This window comes from Pigmentiphaga sp. NML030171 (assembly GCF_002188635.1).
In the GTDB taxonomy this organism is placed as follows: Bacteria; Pseudomonadota; Gammaproteobacteria; order Burkholderiales; family Burkholderiaceae_B; genus Pigmentiphaga; species Pigmentiphaga daeguensis.
In genome coordinates, this window is the sequence record NZ_NINX01000032.1 from 21,447 (window position 1) to 39,137 (window position 17,691).

Consider the following 17,691-nt stretch of genomic DNA (forward strand, 5'->3'; position numbering starts at 1 on the left):
ATGAAAGCATCGATGCGGGCCCGGCTCGAGCAGTTGTCTCGACGCCTTGCCGAACTGGACGCGTTGCTCGCGGCGCCTGAAACCGCCAGCGACATGGACACCTTTCGCAAGTTGTCGCGGGAACGCTCGGAGATCGAACCGGTCGCCAATGGCTTCAAACAGTACGAAGGCACCGAGGCGGACATCGAGACGGCCCAGGAGATGCTGGGCGATCCCGACATGAAGGCCATGGCCGAGGAAGAGCTGCGCGCGGGCCGGGACCGGCTGGAGGAACTGGAAGGCGAGCTGCGCATCCTGCTGCTGCCGCGCGACCCGGACGACAACCGCAGCCTGTTCCTGGAAGTGCGCGCCGGCACGGGCGGCGACGAGAGCGCACTGTTCGCCGGCGACCTGCTGCGCATGTACACCCGCTATGCCGAGCGCAATCGCTGGCAGGTGGAGATCATGTCGATGAGCGAGTCGGAACTGGGCGGCTACAAGGAAGTGATCGCGCGCATCGCGGGCGACGGCGCCTACGGCAAGCTCAAGTTCGAATCGGGCGGGCATCGCGTGCAGCGGGTGCCCGCCACCGAAACGCAAGGCCGCATCCATACGTCGGCCTGCACGGTGGCGATCATGCCGGAAGCGGACGAGGTGGCCGAGGTGCAGATCAATCCGGCCGACCTGCGCATCGATACCTTCCGCGCCAGCGGCGCGGGCGGGCAGCACATCAACAAGACCGATTCGGCGGTGCGCATCACCCACCTGCCCACGGGCATCGTGGTCGAATGCCAGGACGATCGTTCGCAGCACCGCAACCGCGACAAGGCGATGAAGGTGCTGGCGGCCCGGATCAAGGACAAGGAACAGCGCGAGCGCCATGCCAAGGAAGCGGCGCACCGCAAGAGCCTGGTCGGCTCGGGCGACCGTTCAGAGCGCATCCGCACGTACAACTTCCCGCAGGGCCGGGTGACCGACCACCGCATCAACCTGACGCTGTACAAGCTGCAGAACGTGCTGGACGGCGACCTGGAGGAACTGATCTCCGCCCTGGCCTCGGAACACCAGGCCGAGTTGCTGGCCGCGCTGGGCGACGACTGAGCGTCATGGCCACCGCGCGCGAGCTGATCGCCGGCAGCGGCCTGCCGCTGCTGGAGGCCCGCATGCTGCTGGAGCGGGCCCTGGGCGTCGGCCGTGCGTGGCTGATCGCCCACGACGACGAGGCCCTGCCCGACGACCGGGCGGCGGTCTTCCGGGACTGGGCGCGGCGGCGCGGCAATGGCGAGCCCATGGCCTATCTGCTGGGCGAGCGCGAGTTCATGGGCCACGATTTCCAGGTGTCGCCGGCGGTGCTGATTCCCCGCCCCGAAACCGAGCTGCTGGTGGAAACCGCGCTGGAGCACCTGCGCGGCCGGGCCACCCCGCGTGTGCTGGACCTGGGCACCGGCAGCGGCGCCATCGCCGTCTCGATCGCACTGGCGCGTCCCGACGCGGCGGTCCAGGCCACGGACCTGAGCGCCGAGGCACTGGCGGTGGCCGCCGCCAACGCCTCGCGGCTGGGCGCTGCCGTCACGTTCGCCCGGGGAGACTGGTACGGGGCCTTGAACGGTGCCGCGCCCGCCCCCACCTATGACGTGATCGTCTCCAATCCGCCCTACATCGCCGCCGCCGATCCGCACCTGTCGCAAGGCGACCTGCGCCATGAACCGCCGCTGGCCCTGACGGACCGGGCCGACGGGCTGGAGGCGCTGCGCGCCATCGTCCGCGGCGCCCCGGCCTGGCTCAGGCCCGGCGGCGCGCTCTGGATGGAGCATGGCTGGGACCAGGCCGCCCGGGTGCGGGACTTGCTGCACGCGGCCGGATTCGCCCACGTCGAAAGCCGCCGCGACCTGGCGGGCATCGAGCGGATTTCCGGCGGGTACCTATAATCGACATCATCACCTTTCACTCTGTACGAGGATCGCCATGAGCGACGTGCAAGATTTCATCCGGCAGACCGTTACCGACAACCCTGTCGTGCTGTTCATGAAGGGCACCGCCCAGTTTCCGCAATGCGGCTTCTCGGGGCGCGCCATCCAGCTGCTCAAGGCCAACGGCGTGCGCCAGCTGGCCACCGTGAACGTGCTGGAAGACGACGCGGTCCGCCAGGGCATCAAGGAATATTCCAACTGGCCCACCATCCCGCAGCTCTACATCAAGGGCGAGTTCATCGGCGGCTCGGACATCCTGGCCGAATTGCACGAAAGCGGCGAACTGAAGCAGTTGCTGACGGACGCCGGCGTCGTGGCCTGACCCGGAACCGGCCCGCCATGCGGATCTACCTGGCCGGGCCGGACGTATTCCGGCCCGACGCCCGCGCCCATGGCCAACGGCTGAAGGCCGCCTGCGCCCGGCACGGCCATGAAGGGCTGTTTCCCCTGGACGAACCGGTTACGCACGCCGCGTCCCCGGACGCGGCGCGGGGCATCTACCGGGCCAACCTGGCGCTGCTGGAGCGGGCCGACGTGGTGATGGCCAACCTGGCGCCTTTCCGTGGCCAGGAGCCGGATTCGGGCACGGCGTTCGAGATCGGCTATGCGGCCGCGCGGGGCAAGCCCGTCTGGGCCTACGCCGACGATACGCGGCCGCTGGCGCAGCGCGTCGCCACCGGCACGGATGCCCAAGGCCGTCCGGTCGACGCCCGGGGCCACCTGGTCGAGAATTTCGGACTGGGCCTGAACCTGATGCTGGCCTGCAGCGTCACCCTGGTCCGGGGTGGCCCGGACGACTGCCTGCAAGCCATTGCCGCGGCGCATGCGGCCTCTCCCTCCCACCAGGAGTCATCATGAATGTCACGCGCAACGCGCTCGCGGCCGTGGCGCTGGCCGCAGCGCTCCATGCCCCCCAAGGCCATGCCGCCGACGCGGCCGCCATCGAGACCGAGACGCAGATGCTCAAGACACTGCTGACGGCCATCGAAGCCGGCAACTACCAGCAATTCGTGTCCTCGGGCAGCGCCGATTTCGCCAAGCTGGACCGCGCCCAGTTCGATGCCGTGGCGACGCAGCTGGGACCGCGCCTGCATGCCGGCTACCAGGTGCAGCGCCTGGGCGACTACCGGCAGCAGTCCTACGAATTCTCGCTGTGGAAGATCACGTTCAAGGACGGCGGCGACGACCTGGTGGGCACGCTGAACCTGCAGGGCGGCAAGGTCGGCGGCTTCGTACTGCGCTGATCAGGCCCGCCGATGGGCGGCCGCGGGCAGCCGCCGCACCCAGAACGCATACAGGGACAGGGCCGACAGCGTGCACACGGCCATGATGCCGGTGATGGCCCGCGCGCTGTGGCCGTCGTACAGCATGGTCACCAGCGATCCCGACAGCGCGCCCACCGCCATCATCACGCAGCTGACCACGGCCGAGGCCACGCCCGCCACCTCGGGCAGCGGTTCCACCGCCGCGTGCGAGGCGTTCGGCGCGATCATGCCGAACGAGAAAGTGTTCAGCATCAGCAGCGGCACCAGCGACCACGCCGACAGGGCATCGGCGAACCCCAGCACCGCCAGCAGCACGCTGGTCGAGCTCGACAGGATCAGTCCGGTCCACAGGAGCTTGTGGGGCGCGATGCCGCGCGCGTTCAGGCGGCCGTTGATGAGCGAGGCCGCCATGATGCCGAATGCCGTCATCGCGAACACGGCGCCGAAGGCCTGCGGCGACATGCCCAGCAGCTGCATCATCAAGAGCGGCGATCCGGTGATGTAGGCGAACTGGCAGCCGAAGGTCAGCGCGTTGACCAGGGTGTTGCCCAGCAGGACGGGATTGCTCAGCACCCGCGCGTAGGTGCGCAGCAGCGCGCCCACCGAGATGCGCACGGGCGCGGCATCCGCCGGCCGGGTCTCGGCCATGCCCAGGTACACCGCCAGGGTCGTCGCCACGCCCGCCAGGGCCATCACCCCGTAGATCGAGCGCCAGCCGGCGAAGTACATGACCCAGCTGCCCAGCGTGGGCGCGATCATGGGCGCGACGATGCGCATGCTGGCGACATACGACAGGCGGGCGCGCGCGATGTGGCCCTGGAACAGGTCGCGCACGATGGTCAGCGACATGACCGAGCCGGCGCCCGCCCCCACCCCTTGCAGCACCCGGAAGACCAGCAGCGAAGCCAGGCTGGGCGCCAGTGCGCACGCCGCGCTGGCCAGCGAGAACAGCACCCCGCCGAACAGTACGATGGGGCGGCGGCCGTAGCGGTCGGCCAGGGGGCCGTAGGCCAGCGGCGCGATGGCGAAGCCGGCCAGGAACAGGCTCAGGGTCAGGGCGGCGCTGGAGGGAGGAACGTGCAGGTCCAGGCCGATGGCGGCCAGGGCGGGCAGCGCCATGTCGGTGGAGAGCGCCGGCAGCGCGGACAATGAGGCCAGAAGCAGGACGAATGCCGCGGAGTCGGGACGTATGCGCATGGCCGGCAGTTTACCGCCTTTGCCCCTACCGGCCCGGCCCCCGACGGGAGCCGGACCGGATCCCGCGTCAGAACGTGATGTTGGCGGCCAGCCAGAACGTGCGGCCCGGCTGGATGGTGCCCCGGGTCGATTGCGCGGAATGGATGTACTCGTTCAGGTACACCGTCTCGCCGGCGCCGTTCACGTAGGACTTGAACTTCATGAAGTCCTTGTCCAGCAAGTTGTAGACCGTGCCGGTCAGGGTCACGTTCTTCGAGACCTTGTAGGACCCGCCCAGGTGCAGCAGCGAGTAGGCCTTCAGGTCGCCCACCTGCTGTTGGGCCAGGAGGTTGTCGCCGGTGAGCGCGGCCGGATCGCCGTCGAAGCGCCGGCTCTTGCCGCGGAACTCGGCGCGCAGCCACATGGCGAACTTGTCGGTGGCCTGCCAGCGTAGGTTGGCGTTGGCCATGTGCTTGGGCGTGTCGGCCAGCTTGCCGCCGTAGACGCCGCCGTTCTTCACTTCGCTGTCGGTGAAGGTGTAGTTCAGCCCCAGCGTCCAGCGTGGCGCCAGCGGCACGCGGGTGCCCAGCTCCAGGCCGCGCGTGGTGGCCTGCTCCAGGTTGACCTGCTGGCCGAACTCGGCCTGGGTGGGCAGCGCGCCGATCGAGATGCAGCCCGGCTGGTTGGGGTTGGCCGCGTAGTCGCAGTTCGGGATGCCCTTGGCCGCGGCGGAGATCTTGTCCTTGAAGCGGTTGTGGAACAGCGTCGCATTGGCGGTCAGGCCGGCCAAGTTGTCGTAGTTGACGCCGAATTCCGTGCTGGTGCTGACCTCGGGCTTGAGGTTGGGATTGCCGATGGTGAGCGTGCGGCCCTGGCCGCTGATGCCGTTGATGCCGTCGTGCAGCTGGTTCAGGCGAGGCGTGCGGTAGCCGCGGCTGACGCCGCCCTTGACCGTCCAGTTGGGCGTGGTGTTCCAGACCAGGTAGCCGCGCGGGCTGAAATGGCCGCCGAAGGCATCGTGGTGGTCGTAGCGCACGCCGGTGGTCAGGGCAAGATCTTCGCGCAGGCGCCATTCGTCCTCGGCGAACAGCGACTTGGTGGTCTGCTTGTAGCGCTGGGTGGCCAGGCTGTCCGTCATCTCGGCATCCCAGTACTGGCCGCCCAGGGTCAGCATGTGCGAGTCGCCGATGGCCTTGACCAGCTTGGTGTCGAGCACGACGTTGGTGGTTTCCAGCTTGCGGGGCGCGCCCGGCACCAGCACCGCCGCGAGCGGCGAATTGGCGGCGATGTTGGGCACCGTGCGGCCCAGCGTCTCGGTGTTGTTGACCATCAGGCTCGATTGCAGCGTGCCGAACTCGAACCGGCTGGTGTGGCCGACGGCCAACTGGTCGCGGTTGAAGCGCAGGTCGCGGCTGTAGCCGTTGTAGGTGTTGGTGGACGGGTCGTCCAGCGTGCCGAGCTGGCTTTCGTCGTTGTTGTACCACTGGCGCGAACGGTCGACATCCAGCCAGAAATCATGCTGCTTGTTCGGCGTCAGCGTGAGCTTGGCTCCGGCCGTGTAGATGCGCGATTCCACCGGCGCCGGTCCGCGCTTGCTGATGCTGCCGGTACCCTCGGGCAGGTCGATGTCGGTCGCGCCGCGGTTGAAGATGCCGCCGCGCACGGCCAGGCCCAGCATGTCAGGCACCAGCGGGCCGCTTACGTAGAAATTCGCGTTGGAGGTGTCGCCGAAGTCGCTGTTCTGCGGGATGCCCTTGTCGAAAGTGATCGAGCCGCCCCAGGCCGTGGCGACCTTCTTGGTGATGATGTTGACCACCCCGCCCATGGCGTCCGAGCCGTAGAGCGTGGACATGGGCCCGCGGATGACTTCGATGCGCTCGATGGCCGAGAGCGGCGGCATGAAGCTGGTGCTGGTCTCGCCGAAGCCGTTTGGCGTGACGTCGCCGGCGGCGTTCTGGCGCCGGCCGTCGATCAGGATCAGCGTGTACTCGCTGGGCAGGCCGCGGATGCTGATGTTCAGGCCGCCGGTCTTGCCGGTGTTGCCGCGCACGTCCACCCCTTCGACCTCGCTCAGGGCTTCCGCCAGGTTGTTGTAGCGCTTCTCCTGCAGGGCCTCCTGTCCGATCACCGTGATGCTGGCGGGGGCGTTCTTGATTTCCTGCTCGTAGCCGGTCGCCGTCACGACGATGGGCGCGAGTTCGGTCGTGGCTTCCTGCGCCAGGACCTTGCCGGAGGCGAGCGCGGCAAGGACGGCAAGATGGGACGTGGACAGCAGGAAAGGAATGCCCCGGGCGGCTAAAGCCATTCTTGAAGTTCTCCAGGTGGATGGGGGGAATCCGCGCGGGCGCCGCAGAACGCCTCGGGCGAACCTGACAAAAAGCTGACTTACATAAAGCTGAACGGCACGAATAATAATCATTCTTATCATCATTTGTCGAATCCGGGTCCGCTCGCCTCGTTTCCGGGCACGTCTTTGGTGCATTGCACAAGATTGGGGTGTGCACTTGGCGCCATCCGCGGGTTTTCCGGGCATACGGCCGATGGCATGGCTATTGCTTGATGGATGTGCCGGCCAATGCGGGCCGGTAGACAACTCAGCGGTAGGAACAACGGCGTTCCGCGGCGACCAGGCACGGCCTTGTTCGCGCGGGACGCTTTTTTTTGCCTGGAGCGCCGGATGACACAGACCCCCTCGCACGATTCTTCGCCTGCAGCCGCCCCCGATGGGCAACGGCGCAGGCTGCTGACAGCCGGCGCCGCCACGGGCCTCATGAGCCTGGTCGATCCGCTGGTGCGCGCCGGCGCCTGGGCGGCGGGCTCGGACGCGCCCGAAAAGGCCGAGGTCAAGATCGGTTTCATCCCGCTGACCGACTGCGCCTCGGTGGTGATGGCATCCACGCTCGGGCTGGACAAGAAGTACGGGGTGAAGATCACGCCGGTGAAGGAAGCGTCGTGGCCCGGCGTGCGGGACAAGCTGGTCAACGGCGAGCTGGACCTGGCCCACGTGCTGTACGGCCTGGTCTACGGCGTGCAGCTGGGCATAGGCGGCCCGCGCAAGGACATGGCGGTGCTGATGAACCTGAACAACAACGGCCAGGCCATCACTCTTTCCGGCAAGCTCAAGGACAAGGGCGTGCGCGACGGCGCCACGCTGGCCAAGCTGATGAAGAGCGAAAAGGCCGAGTACACCTTCGCGCAGACCTTCCCGACCGGCACGCACGCGATGTGGATCTATTACTGGCTGGCCGCCCATGGCATCAATCCCATGCGCGACGCCAAGGTGATCACCGTGCCGCCGCCGCAGATGGTGGCGAACATGCGGGTCGGCAACATGGACGGTTTCTGCGTGGGCGAGCCCTGGAACGCGCGGGCCATCATCGACAGGATAGGCTTCACGGCCACCACCACCCAGGGCATCTGGACCGACCATCCCGAAAAGGTCCTGGGCACGACCGCGGAGTTCGTGCAGCGCTATCCGAACACCGCGCGCGCCGTGACGGCGGCGGTGCTGGAGGCGGGCAGGTTCATCGACGCCTCGGCCTCCAACCGCCGCAAGACGGCCGAGACCATCGCCGCCAAGTCGTATGTCAACACCGACATGGACGTGATCCTGGACCGCATGCTGGGGCGCTACTCGGACGGCCTGGGCAAGACCTGGGACGACCCCGACGCGATGAAATTCTTCAACGACGGCGCCGCCAACTTCCCCTACCTGTCGGACGGCATGTGGTTCCTGACCCAGCATAAGCGCTGGGGCCTGCTCAAGAGCCATCCCGACTATCTCGCGACGGCGCGGCAGGTCAATCGCATCGACGTCTACAAGCAGGCCGCGAGCGCGGCCGGGGTCTCGCTGCCCAAGTCGGAGATGCGTTCGTCCAAGCTCGTCGACGGCGTCGTCTGGGACGGTAAGAATCCCGCCGCCTATGCCGACGGCTTCAAGATCAACGCGGCCTGAGCGCCGCCCCGGGAGCCCCGCCATGACCGCCACGGCCCGTACCCTTTCCCCCGGCCCCGCCGCCGCTCCGCCGGTTGCCGAAGTCATCGACCTGCATGCGGCCGCCTCGTCCGTGCCAACCCCGGCCGCGCCGTCCCGCCCGCCCCTGCTCGCCCGCGTCGACTGGCGGGGCGTCTGGGAAACCCTCGTCAAGACGGTGGCGGGCCCCTGCCTGGGCTTCGCGCTGCTGATCCTGGCCTGGCAACTGGTGTCCAACGCCATCCCCGAGATTCCCACCCCGGCCGTGACGGGCAAGGCGGCGCTGGCGCTGTTCTCCGACCCCTTCTACGACAACGGGCCCAACGACCAGGGCATAGGCTGGAACCTGTTGTCGTCGCTGCGGCGCGTGGCCATCGGCTTCGGCCTGGCGGCGCTGGTCGGCATCCCGGCCGGCTTCGTCATCGGCCGCTTCGCCGCGGTCAGCGCGGTGGTCTCGCCCCTGATCAGCCTGCTGCGCCCGGTCTCGCCGCTGGCGTGGCTGCCGCTGGGCCTGCTGCTGTTCAAGGCGGCCAACCTGGCCGCCATCTGGGCCATCTTCATCTGCTCCATCTGGCCGATGATCATCAACACCGCGGTCGGGGTGACGCGCGTGCCGCAGGATTACATGAACGTGGCGCGGGTGCTGAAGCTGTCCGAATGGAAGGTCATGACGCGCGTGCTGTTTCCCGCCGTGCTGCCCTACATGCTGACGGGGGTGAGGCTGTCCATCAGCACGGCCTGGCTGGTGATCGTCGCCGCGGAGATGCTGACCGGCGGCGTGGGCATCGGCTTCTGGCTGTGGGACGAATGGAACAACCTCAAGGTCGAGCACATCGTCATCGCCATCTTCGTGATCGGCATCGTCGGGCTGGTGCTGGAAGTCCTGCTGACGCAACTGGTCAAGCGCTTCACCTACGCCGACTGACACGAACAAGGAATCGCCATGGACAAGTTCCTCAGCATCGAAAACGTGGGCCAGGTCTTCAAGACCCGCAAGGGCAGCTTCGTGGCCCTGCGCGACATCGACCTGACCGTCGCCAAGGGCGAGTTCATCTCGCTGATCGGCCATTCGGGATGCGGCAAGTCGACGCTGCTCAATCTCGTGGCGGGCCTGACGCGCCCGACCTCCGGCGCGCTGATCTGCGCGGGACGCGAAATCGATGGCCCGGGCCCCGAGCGCGCGGTGGTGTTCCAGAACCACTCGCTGCTGCCCTGGCTGAGTTGCTACAAGAACATCCACCTGGGCGTGGAACGGGTGTTCGGCGCCACCGAGAGCAAGGCGCGGCTGCGCGAGCGTACGCTGGCCGCGCTGCAACTGGTAGGCCTGGCCCATGCCGAACACAAGCTGCCGCACGAGATCTCGGGCGGCATGAAGCAGCGCGTGGGCATCGCCCGCGCGCTGGCGATCGAACCCGACGTGCTGCTGATGGACGAGCCATTCGGCGCGCTGGACGCGCTGACCCGCGCGCACCCGCAGGACGAGCTGCTGGAGATCGTGGCCAAGACGGGCAGCACGGTGATCATGGTCACCCACGACGTGGACGAGGCCGTGCTGCTGTCGGACCGCATCGTGATGCTGACCAACGGCCCGGCCGCCACCATAGGCGAGATCCTGGACGTGCGCCTGCCCCGGCCGCGCAGCCGGGTCGAACTGGCGGACGACGAGCACTACCATGCGTGCCGCACGGCCGTCATCGACTTCCTTTACCGCAAGCAAAGCCACCCCGCGCGCGAGGCGGCCTGACCGTCTTCCCATGCCTCGAGTCCTGCTGGTCAACGACACTGACAAGCCCATCGCCGAACTGCGCGAGGCCTTGCAGCGGGCGGGCTACGAGATCCTGGCCGACGTCGCGCATGCCCGCGCGCTGCTGCACGCCGTCGAGACCCAGCGCCCGGACGTGATCCTGATCGATACCGAATCGCCCACCCGCGACACGCTGGAACAACTGGCGGTCATGAACGCCTCGGCGCCTCGGCCGGTGGTCATGTTCTCGGACGCCGCCGACCAGTCCGTCATCCGGGCCGCGGTGCGCGCGGGTGTCACGACCTACGTGGTCGACGGCATGGCGCCCGGGAAGCTCGTTCCCATCCTCGAGGTGGCCTGTGCCCGCTTCGACGAGGAAGACAAGCTGAGGCGGCGCCTGGCCGAGGTCGAGCAACAGTTGGCCGACCGCAAGGACATCGACCGCGCCAAGGGCTGGCTGATGGACCGGTACGGGCTGGGCGAGTCCGAGGCATTCGAACTGCTGCGCGGCCAGGCCATGAAACAGGGCGTCAGGCTGGGCGACGTCGCGCGGCAGTTGCTGTCGCGGTCGGAGCCGCCATGCCCATGAACGGAGATACCCCGATGCCCTCCTCTCCCCCGGCGCCGCAGGCGGGCCGCGTGATCGCGGGGTCCGATGCGCCCGAAAAACCCCAGTTGCGCGTGGGCTTCATCGCGCTGACCGATTGCGCGCCGCTGGTCATCGCGGTGGCGCGTGGCTACGACCGCAAGTACGGGCTGGAGATCGTCCTGCAACGGCAGCCTTCGTGGGCGGCGGTGCGCGACAGGTTGCTGTCGGGCGACCTGGATGCCTCGCATGCGCTGTATGGACTGGGATACGGCATCCAGCTGGGGTTGGGCGGACCGCAGCGCGACATGGCCATGCTGATGTCGCTGAACCAGGGCGGCCAGGCCATCACGCTGTCGCGCGCGCTGGCCGCCCGGGCGGCCAGCGGCGCGGCGCTGGCCCGCGTCATCCACGGGTCGCCCGATCGCCTGACCTTCGCCCACACCTTTCCGACCGGCTCCCACGCCATGCTGCTGTACTACTGGCTGGCCGCGCACGGCATCCATCCGCTGCATGACGTACGCAGTACCGTCATCCCGCCACCCCAGATGGCCGAGGCGCTGCGGCGCGGCGACGTGGACGGCTATTGCGTGGGAGAACCCTGGAACGCGCTGGCGCAGAGCGAAGGCAAGGGGCTTACCGTCGCGCTGACGTCCGAGGTCTGGCCCAACCACCCCGAGAAGGTGCTGGCCTGCACGCGCGACTTCGCCGATCGCCATCCGAACACGGCGCGGGCGCTGATCATGGCCTTGCTGGAAGCCTGCCGCTACCTGGACGTCCCCGCCCACAGGGAAGAGGCGGCCTCCTGGCTGGCGCTGCCCGATTTCGTGGACGCGCCGCGCGACGTGATCGCCGCGCGCCTGCTGCCGGAGAAGGCCGCGGACGGCAGCGCGCCCGGCATACGCTTCTTCGCCGACGGCGAGGCCAACTATCCGTATCTGTCGGACGGCATGTGGATGGCCACGCAATACCGGCGATGGGGCATGCTGCGCGAGGATCCTGACTATCTGCGCATCGCGCAGTCCATCAACCGGCTGGACCTGTACCGCGAGGCGGCCGCGCAGCTGGGCGTGGCGGTACCCGCGTCCGCCATGCGTTCCAGCCGGCTCATGGATGGCCGGACCTGGGACGGCGGCCATGCCGCGGGCTACGCGCGCGGCTTCGACATCCGGGCCTGAAGGCGCCGCGCGCACGCGGAAACGGGCTCGGCCGCCCCGCCGGGGTGCGCCGTGGGCACGGAGCGCACAAGGCCGGTGCATGCGGCCCGGGCGAACCCCGCCTTCCGTCCCGGTCCAGCCCCGCCCATGCAGGGCGCCACCGGGTTTCCCGCCCATCCGGCACGCCCCTTGCTTAATCCAGGATGCGGCCGCTCGCGCGGCACGCATTTCCGGGCGCCCGCACCCTGGGCGGCCCGGCCCCGGACAACGGCGTCCCCTCGCAGCCCTGCTGCGGCGGGACGCCGTTGTCGCTTCCGGAACAGTCTGATCGAGTCGAACATGATGAACAGATCGAAACTGGTCGTGGTGGGCAACGGCATGGCGGGCATACGCACGCTGGAAGAGCTGCTGACGCTGGCGCCCGACCGCTACGACATCACGGTCTTCGGCGCCGAGCCGCACCCGAACTACAACCGCATCTTGTTGTCGCCGGTCCTGGCCGGTGAGCAGGACTTCCAGGACATCGTGCTCAATCCCCTGTCCTGGTACGAGGAACACGGCATCGACTTGCGCACCGGCACGCCCGTCGCGCGCATCGACAGGCGCCGCCGCGTGGTGGTGGCCGCCGACGGCACCGAGGCGCCCTATGACCGCCTGCTGCTGGCCACCGGATCCAATCCCTTCATCCTGCCGATACCGGGCAGGGACCTGGACGGCGTCATCACCTACCGCGACATCCAGGACACGCAGAAGATGATCGCGGCGGCCCGCACCCAGCGCCGCGCGGTCGTCATCGGCGGCGGCCTGCTGGGCCTGGAGGCCGCCAACGGGCTGAAGCTGCGCGGCATGGACGTGAGCGTGGTGCACCTGGGCGACTGGCTGCTGGAGCGCCAGCTCGACCGCACCGCCGGCAAGATGCTGGAGGCCTCGCTGGCCGATCGCGGGCTGGACTTCCTGCTGGGCCGCTCGACCAGCGAGATCCTGGGCGACGACGCCGGCCGCGTGCGCGGCGTGCGCTTCAAGGACGGCTCGGAGATCGAGACCGACCTGGTGGTGATGGCCGTGGGCATCCGGCCCAACACCGCCCTGGCCGAGGCGGCCGGCCTGCACTGCCGCAACGGCGTCGTCGTCAACGACGTGCTGCAGACCTTCGATCCGCGCATCTACGCCGTGGGCGAATGCGTGAACCACCGCGGCACGGCGTATGGCCTGGTGGCGCCGCTGTTCGAGATGGCCAAGGTGGCGGCCAATCACCTGGCCGAGCTGGGCTATGGCGCGTACAAGGGCTCGGTGCTGTCGACCAAGCTCAAGGTCACGGGCATAGACCTGTTCTCGGCCGGCGACTTCACCGGCGGCGCCGACACCGAGGACATCGTGCTGTCCGATCCGGCCGGCGGCGTCTACAAGCGGCTGATCATCAAGGACGGCAAGCTGGTCGGCGCCTGCCTGTACGGCGACACCGTGGACGGCGCGTGGTACTTCAAGCTGCTGCGCGAGGGCCGTGCCATCGGCGAACTGCGCGACCGGCTGATGTTCGGCGAATCGAGCGTGGGCGACGCCGGCGTGCAGGGGCAGAGCCGCGCGGCGGCCATGCAGGACGCCGACGAGGTGTGCGGCTGCAACGGCGTCTGCAAGGGCACCATCGTGCGCGCCATCCAGGACCAGGGCCTGTTCACCGTGGACGACGTCAAGAAGCACACCAAGGCCGCGAGTTCCTGCGGCTCGTGCACCGGCCTGGTGGAACAGATCCTGATGAACACGCTGGGTTCCAATTTCCAGGAAGCGCCCAAGACCAAGGCGGTATGCGGCTGTACCGACCACAGCCACGCCGCGCTGCGCCAGGCCATACGCGAGCACCGGCTGCTGAGCCACGCCCAGGTCTACGAGTTCATGGACTGGCGCACCCCCAACGGCTGCAGCACCTGCCGGCCCGCGATCAACTACTACCTGATCTCGACCTGGCCCCACGAGGCGGTGGACGATCCGCAAAGCCGCTTCATCAACGAGCGCGCGCACGCCAACATCCAGAAGGACGGCACGTTCTCGGTGGTGCCGCAGATGAAGGGCGGCGTGACCAATCCCGACGAACTGCGCCGCATCGCCGACGTGGCCGACAAATACGCCATCCCCATGGTCAAGGTCACGGGCGGGCAGCGCATCGACCTGCTGGGCGTGAAGAAGGAAGACCTGGTGTCCGTCTGGCGCGACCTGGGCATGAACTCCGGCCATGCCTACGGCAAGTCCATCCGCACCGTGAAGACCTGCGTGGGCATGGAGTTCTGCCGCTTCGGCACGCAGGACAGCACGCGGATGGGCATCGAGCTGGAGACCATGCTGGCCAACATGTGGAGCCCGCACAAGGTCAAGCTGGCGGTGTCGGGCTGCCCGCGCAACTGCGCCGAATCGGGCATCAAGGACGTGGGCGTGATCGCCGTCGACAGCGGCTGGGAGATCTACGTGGGCGGCAACGGCGGCATCAAGACCGAGGTGGCGCAGTTCCTGGCCAAGGTGCGGACGCCGGAAGAGGTCAAGGAATATGCCGGCGCCTTCCTGCAGCTGTATCGCGAGGAAGCCTGGTACCTGGACCGGACCGTGCACTACATCGAGCGCGTGGGCCTGGACTACGTCAAGCGCCGGATCGTCGAGGACGCCGCCGGCCGCCGCGCGCTGCACGAACGCCTGCTGCATGCCTTGCAGGGCCTGCGCGACCCCTGGGCCGAACGGGTGGACGGCAAGGCCGCCCGCGAATACATCCCCCTGAAACTGGTCTCGGAGGAAATCGCATGATGAGCGCCCACGACGCACACCCCTGGATACGCCTGTGCCGGGTCGACGACATCCCGCGCCTGGGCAGCCGCGTCGTCGAGCGCGCGGAGGGCAACCTGGCGGTGTTCCGCACCGCCCAGGACAAGGTCTTCGCGCTGCTGGACCGGTGTCCCCACAAGGCCGGGCCGCTGTCGCAAGGCATCGTGCACGGCGAATCGGTGACCTGCCCGCTGCACGGCTGGCAGCTCGGGCTGGAGGACGGCCGCGCCCGGGCGCCCGACGAGGGATGCGCGCGCCGCTTCCCCGTGCGCGTGGACGAAGGCGTGGTCTACCTGGGCCTGGACTGAAGGCGGGAGGACGTCATGGGCGAGCCACGAACCACCGCGTCGACCTGCTGCTACTGCGGCGTGGGTTGCGGTGTCCTGATCGACAGCGAGGATGGCCGCATCACGGGCGTGCGCGGCGATCCCGACCACCCCGCCAATGCCGGCAGGCTGTGCTCCAAGGGCCTGTCGCTGGCGCAGACCGCCCAAAGCGATGCCGGCCGCGCGCTGCGCCCGGCGTGGCGGCCGCGGCGCGAAGCGCCGCTCGCGCCGGTGGACTGGGACACCGCGCTGGACCACGTGGCCGCCCGGCTGGCCGACGTCGTGCGCCGGCACGGCCCCGACGCGGTGGCCTTCTACGTGTCCGGGCAGTTGCTGACCGAGGACTACTACGTCTTCAACAAGCTGGCCAAGGGCCTGGTCGGCACCAACAACATCGACACCAATTCCCGCCTGTGCATGTCCAGCGCCGTGACCGGCTACAAGCTGTCGCTGGGCGCCGACGGACCGCCCACCTGCTACGAGGACCTGGACCACGCGGACACGGTGCTGATCGCCGGCAGCAACATGGCCTACGCCCATCCGGTGCTGTACCGCCGGCTGGAAGCCGCGCGCGAGGCTCGGCCCGGCACGCGCTGGATCGTCGTGGACCCGCGGCGCACCGACACCGCGGCGATGGCGGACCTGCACCTGCCCATCCAGCCGGGTACCGACGTCGCGCTGTTCAACGGCATGCTGCACCACCTGATCTGGGAAGGCTGGCTGGATCCGGACCACATCGCCGGCAGTACCGAGGGCTTCGACGCCGTCAAGCGCATGGTGCGCGACACGCCCCCGTCGGTGGCCGCGGCGCTGTGCGGCATACGCGAGCGCGACCTGTGCCAGGCGGCCGAATGGTTCGCCCGCAGCCCCGCCACGCTGTCGCTGTACTGCATGGGCCTGAACCAGTCCAGCCATGGCACGGACAAGAACCTGGCGCTGATCAACCTGCACCTGGCCACCGGCCAGATCGGCCGCGCCGGCGCCGGCCCCTTTTCGCTGACGGGCCAGCCCAACGCCATGGGCGGCCGCGAAGTGGGCGGCATGGCGACCATGCTGGCCGCCCACCGGGACATCGCCAGCCAGACGGACCGCGCCGAGGTGGCCGCGTTCTGGGGCGTGGATGCCGTGTCCGACCGGCCGGGGCTGGCCGCCGTCGACATGTTCCAGGCCCTGGAGACCGGCAAGGTCAAGGCGATATGGATAGCCTGCACCAACCCCGCCCATTCCCTGCCGGATCTCGCGGCCGTGCGGCGCGCGCTGCGCCGGGCCGAGCTGGTGGTGGTGCAGGAAGCCTATGCCGACACCGACACGGTGGCCTACGCCGACGTATTGCTGCCCGCATCGAGCTGGGGCGAGAAGGACGGCACCGTCACCAACTCGGAACGCCGCATCTCGCGCGTGCGGCCCGCCGTGGCGCCGCCCGGCCAGGCGCGCGCCGACTGGCGCATCGTGGCCGAGGTCGGGCGGCGCATGCAGGCCCTGCTGCGTCCGGGCACGCCGGACCTGTTCCCCTACCGGACGCCGCGCGAGATATTCGACGAACACCGGGCGCTGACCCGCGGGCGCGACCTGGACATCGGCGGACTGGACTACGAGTTGCTCGAGACACGCGGCCCCCAGCAATGGCCCTTCCCCGCCGGCCAGGCCACCGGCCTGGCGCGCCGCTACGCCGACGGCCGCTACGCCACCGCATCCGGCCGCGCGCGCTTCCAGCCCGTGCCCTATCGCCCCGTGGCGGTGGCGACCAGCGCGCGCCATCCTTTCCACCTGACCACGGGCCGGCTGCGCGACCAGTGGCACGGCATGAGCCGCACCGGCCGCATCGCCCAGGCCTTCTCGCACGCGCCGGACCCCACCCTGGACATGCACCCGGCCGACGCATCCCGGCGCGGGCTGGCCGACGGCGACCTGGTGCGCGTGGCCAGCCGCGACGGTGCCATGGTGCTGCCGCTGCGGCTGACGGAGGACGTGCCGCCCGGCAGTCTGTTCGCGGCCATGCACTGGAACGCGCAGTTCCTGAACAGCGGCGGCATCAACGAGGTCTGCAATGCGGCCGTGGACGACAAGTCCTTCCAGCCCGAGCTCAAGCACAGCGCGGTCCGGGTCGAGAAGGCGGAGCTGGGATGGCGGATCCGTGCGGCGATCGCGGCCACGGACCAGGAAGACACGCAACGCCTGCGCGCCGCGCTGCGTCCCCTGCTGGCGCCCTGTGGCTACGCCGCGCTGTGCCTGCGCGGCGACGCCTCGCGCTCCGTGCTGACCCTGACCGCCGCGATGGCGGCTCCCGATGAAGCCTGGCTGGACGCGCTGGCCGTCGCGCTGGACATGGGCGCGAGCCCCGACGTCCTGGAATACCTCGACCGCGGCCAGGGCGTACGCAAATGCGCGCGCTGGGAGGCGGGACGGCTGCGCGCCTTCCTGCTGGCCGGCGACGCCGGCCATGCCGAACCGCTGATCGAACGCCTGCTGTCCGCCGAGCCGTGGAGCGGCTCGCGCCTGCGCGTCTTCACGCCCGAAGGCGGCGCCCCCGCGCGGGACCGCACGGTCTGCCAATGCAAGGGCGTGCCCGAATCGGCCATCGCCGCCGCCATCGCGCGCGGGGCCGACGTCGCGGCGCTGAAAGCCACCTTGGGGTGCGGGACCGTGTGCGGGTCCTGCGTTCCGGAACTGTCCCGCCTGTGCGGGGCCTCGCGGATGTCGGCATGACGCC

Annotated in this window: 15 protein-coding genes; 13 read left to right on the forward strand and 2 right to left on the reverse strand. The window is 69.1% G+C overall.

What is annotated here, in order from left to right; genetic code table 11:
* The 5 genes from prfA to CDO46_RS11145 are packed head-to-tail and all read left to right on the forward strand — an operon-like array spanning nucleotide 1 to nucleotide 3,193.
* Nucleotides 1-1,080 carry a peptide chain release factor 1 gene (prfA, locus tag CDO46_RS11125; protein ID WP_087838533.1) on the forward strand — a complete coding sequence of 360 codons (1,080 nt, stop codon included), beginning with the start codon at nucleotides 1-3 and terminating at the stop codon, nucleotides 1,078-1,080.
* Between the two features lie 5 nt (nucleotides 1,081-1,085).
* The gene (gene prmC, locus CDO46_RS11130) at nucleotides 1,086-1,907 is read left to right on the forward strand and encodes a peptide chain release factor N(5)-glutamine methyltransferase (RefSeq protein ID WP_087838534.1); all 822 of its coding nucleotides are present in this window, start codon (nucleotides 1,086-1,088) and stop codon (nucleotides 1,905-1,907) included.
* 37 nt (nucleotides 1,908-1,944) lie between these two features.
* Nucleotides 1,945-2,271 (forward strand): Grx4 family monothiol glutaredoxin, encoded by a 327-nt coding sequence (gene grxD / locus CDO46_RS11135; RefSeq protein WP_087838535.1) that lies wholly within the window; start codon nucleotides 1,945-1,947, stop codon nucleotides 2,269-2,271.
* A 17-nt stretch (nucleotides 2,272-2,288) separates the two neighbouring features.
* The gene (locus CDO46_RS11140) at nucleotides 2,289-2,807 is read left to right on the forward strand and encodes a nucleoside 2-deoxyribosyltransferase (RefSeq protein WP_087838536.1); all 519 of its coding nucleotides are present in this window, start codon (nucleotides 2,289-2,291) and stop codon (nucleotides 2,805-2,807) included.
* Nucleotides 2,804-3,193: a hypothetical protein gene (locus tag CDO46_RS11145; RefSeq protein ID WP_087838537.1), complete on the forward strand. Its 390-nt coding sequence runs from the start codon at nucleotides 2,804-2,806 to the stop codon at nucleotides 3,191-3,193. Before CDO46_RS11140 ends, CDO46_RS11145 begins: the two co-directional genes overlap by 4 nt.
* Here CDO46_RS11145 and CDO46_RS11150 read toward each other — a convergent pair whose 3' ends face one another.
* Both CDO46_RS11150 and CDO46_RS11155 read right to left on the reverse strand, forming a co-directional pair.
* Nucleotides 3,194-4,411 (reverse strand): multidrug effflux MFS transporter, encoded by a 1,218-nt coding sequence (locus CDO46_RS11150; RefSeq protein ID WP_087838538.1) that lies wholly within the window; start codon nucleotides 4,409-4,411, stop codon nucleotides 3,194-3,196. It abuts the gene before it with no gap.
* Between the two features lie 67 nt (nucleotides 4,412-4,478).
* Nucleotides 4,479-6,695, reverse strand: coding sequence for a TonB-dependent receptor (locus CDO46_RS11155; RefSeq protein WP_087838539.1), 2,217 nt, complete (start codon nucleotides 6,693-6,695; stop codon nucleotides 4,479-4,481).
* 372 nt (nucleotides 6,696-7,067) lie between these two features.
* Between CDO46_RS11155 and CDO46_RS11160 the strand changes: the two genes are divergently transcribed.
* The 8 genes from CDO46_RS11160 (at nucleotide 7,068) to CDO46_RS11195 (ending at nucleotide 17,687) form a co-directional block, all read left to right on the forward strand.
* Nucleotides 7,068-8,345, forward strand: coding sequence for a CmpA/NrtA family ABC transporter substrate-binding protein (locus CDO46_RS11160; protein ID WP_087838540.1), 1,278 nt, complete (start codon nucleotides 7,068-7,070; stop codon nucleotides 8,343-8,345).
* Complete coding sequence (gene ntrB, locus CDO46_RS11165; protein WP_243724678.1) at nucleotides 8,314-9,288, forward strand: nitrate ABC transporter permease; 975 nt, start codon at nucleotides 8,314-8,316, stop codon at nucleotides 9,286-9,288. Before CDO46_RS11160 ends, ntrB begins: the two co-directional genes overlap by 32 nt.
* Before the next feature lie 18 nt (nucleotides 9,289-9,306).
* Nucleotides 9,307-10,107 (forward strand): ABC transporter ATP-binding protein, encoded by an 801-nt coding sequence (locus CDO46_RS11170; protein WP_087838541.1) that lies wholly within the window; start codon nucleotides 9,307-9,309, stop codon nucleotides 10,105-10,107.
* A 10-nt stretch (nucleotides 10,108-10,117) separates the two neighbouring features.
* On the forward strand, nucleotides 10,118-10,696 hold the full coding sequence (locus tag CDO46_RS11175) for an ANTAR domain-containing response regulator (protein WP_087838542.1): 579 nt from the start codon (nucleotides 10,118-10,120) through the stop codon (nucleotides 10,694-10,696).
* 14 nt (nucleotides 10,697-10,710) lie between these two features.
* A complete protein-coding gene (locus CDO46_RS11180; protein ID WP_243724677.1) occupies nucleotides 10,711-11,871 on the forward strand; it encodes a CmpA/NrtA family ABC transporter substrate-binding protein in 1,161 nt (386 codons plus the stop codon).
* 321 nt (nucleotides 11,872-12,192) lie between these two features.
* Nucleotides 12,193-14,637 (forward strand): nitrite reductase large subunit NirB, encoded by a 2,445-nt coding sequence (gene nirB, locus CDO46_RS11185; RefSeq protein ID WP_087838742.1) that lies wholly within the window; start codon nucleotides 12,193-12,195, stop codon nucleotides 14,635-14,637.
* Nucleotides 14,637-14,963, forward strand: coding sequence for a nitrite reductase small subunit NirD (gene nirD, locus CDO46_RS11190; RefSeq protein ID WP_207958696.1), 327 nt, complete (start codon nucleotides 14,637-14,639; stop codon nucleotides 14,961-14,963). The genes nirB and nirD overlap by 1 nt, the downstream gene beginning before the upstream one ends.
* Nucleotides 14,964-14,978: 15 nt before the next feature.
* On the forward strand, nucleotides 14,979-17,687 hold the full coding sequence (locus CDO46_RS11195; RefSeq protein ID WP_087838545.1) for a nitrate reductase: 2,709 nt from the start codon (nucleotides 14,979-14,981) through the stop codon (nucleotides 17,685-17,687).
* Nucleotides 17,688-17,691: the final 4 nt, after the last annotated feature.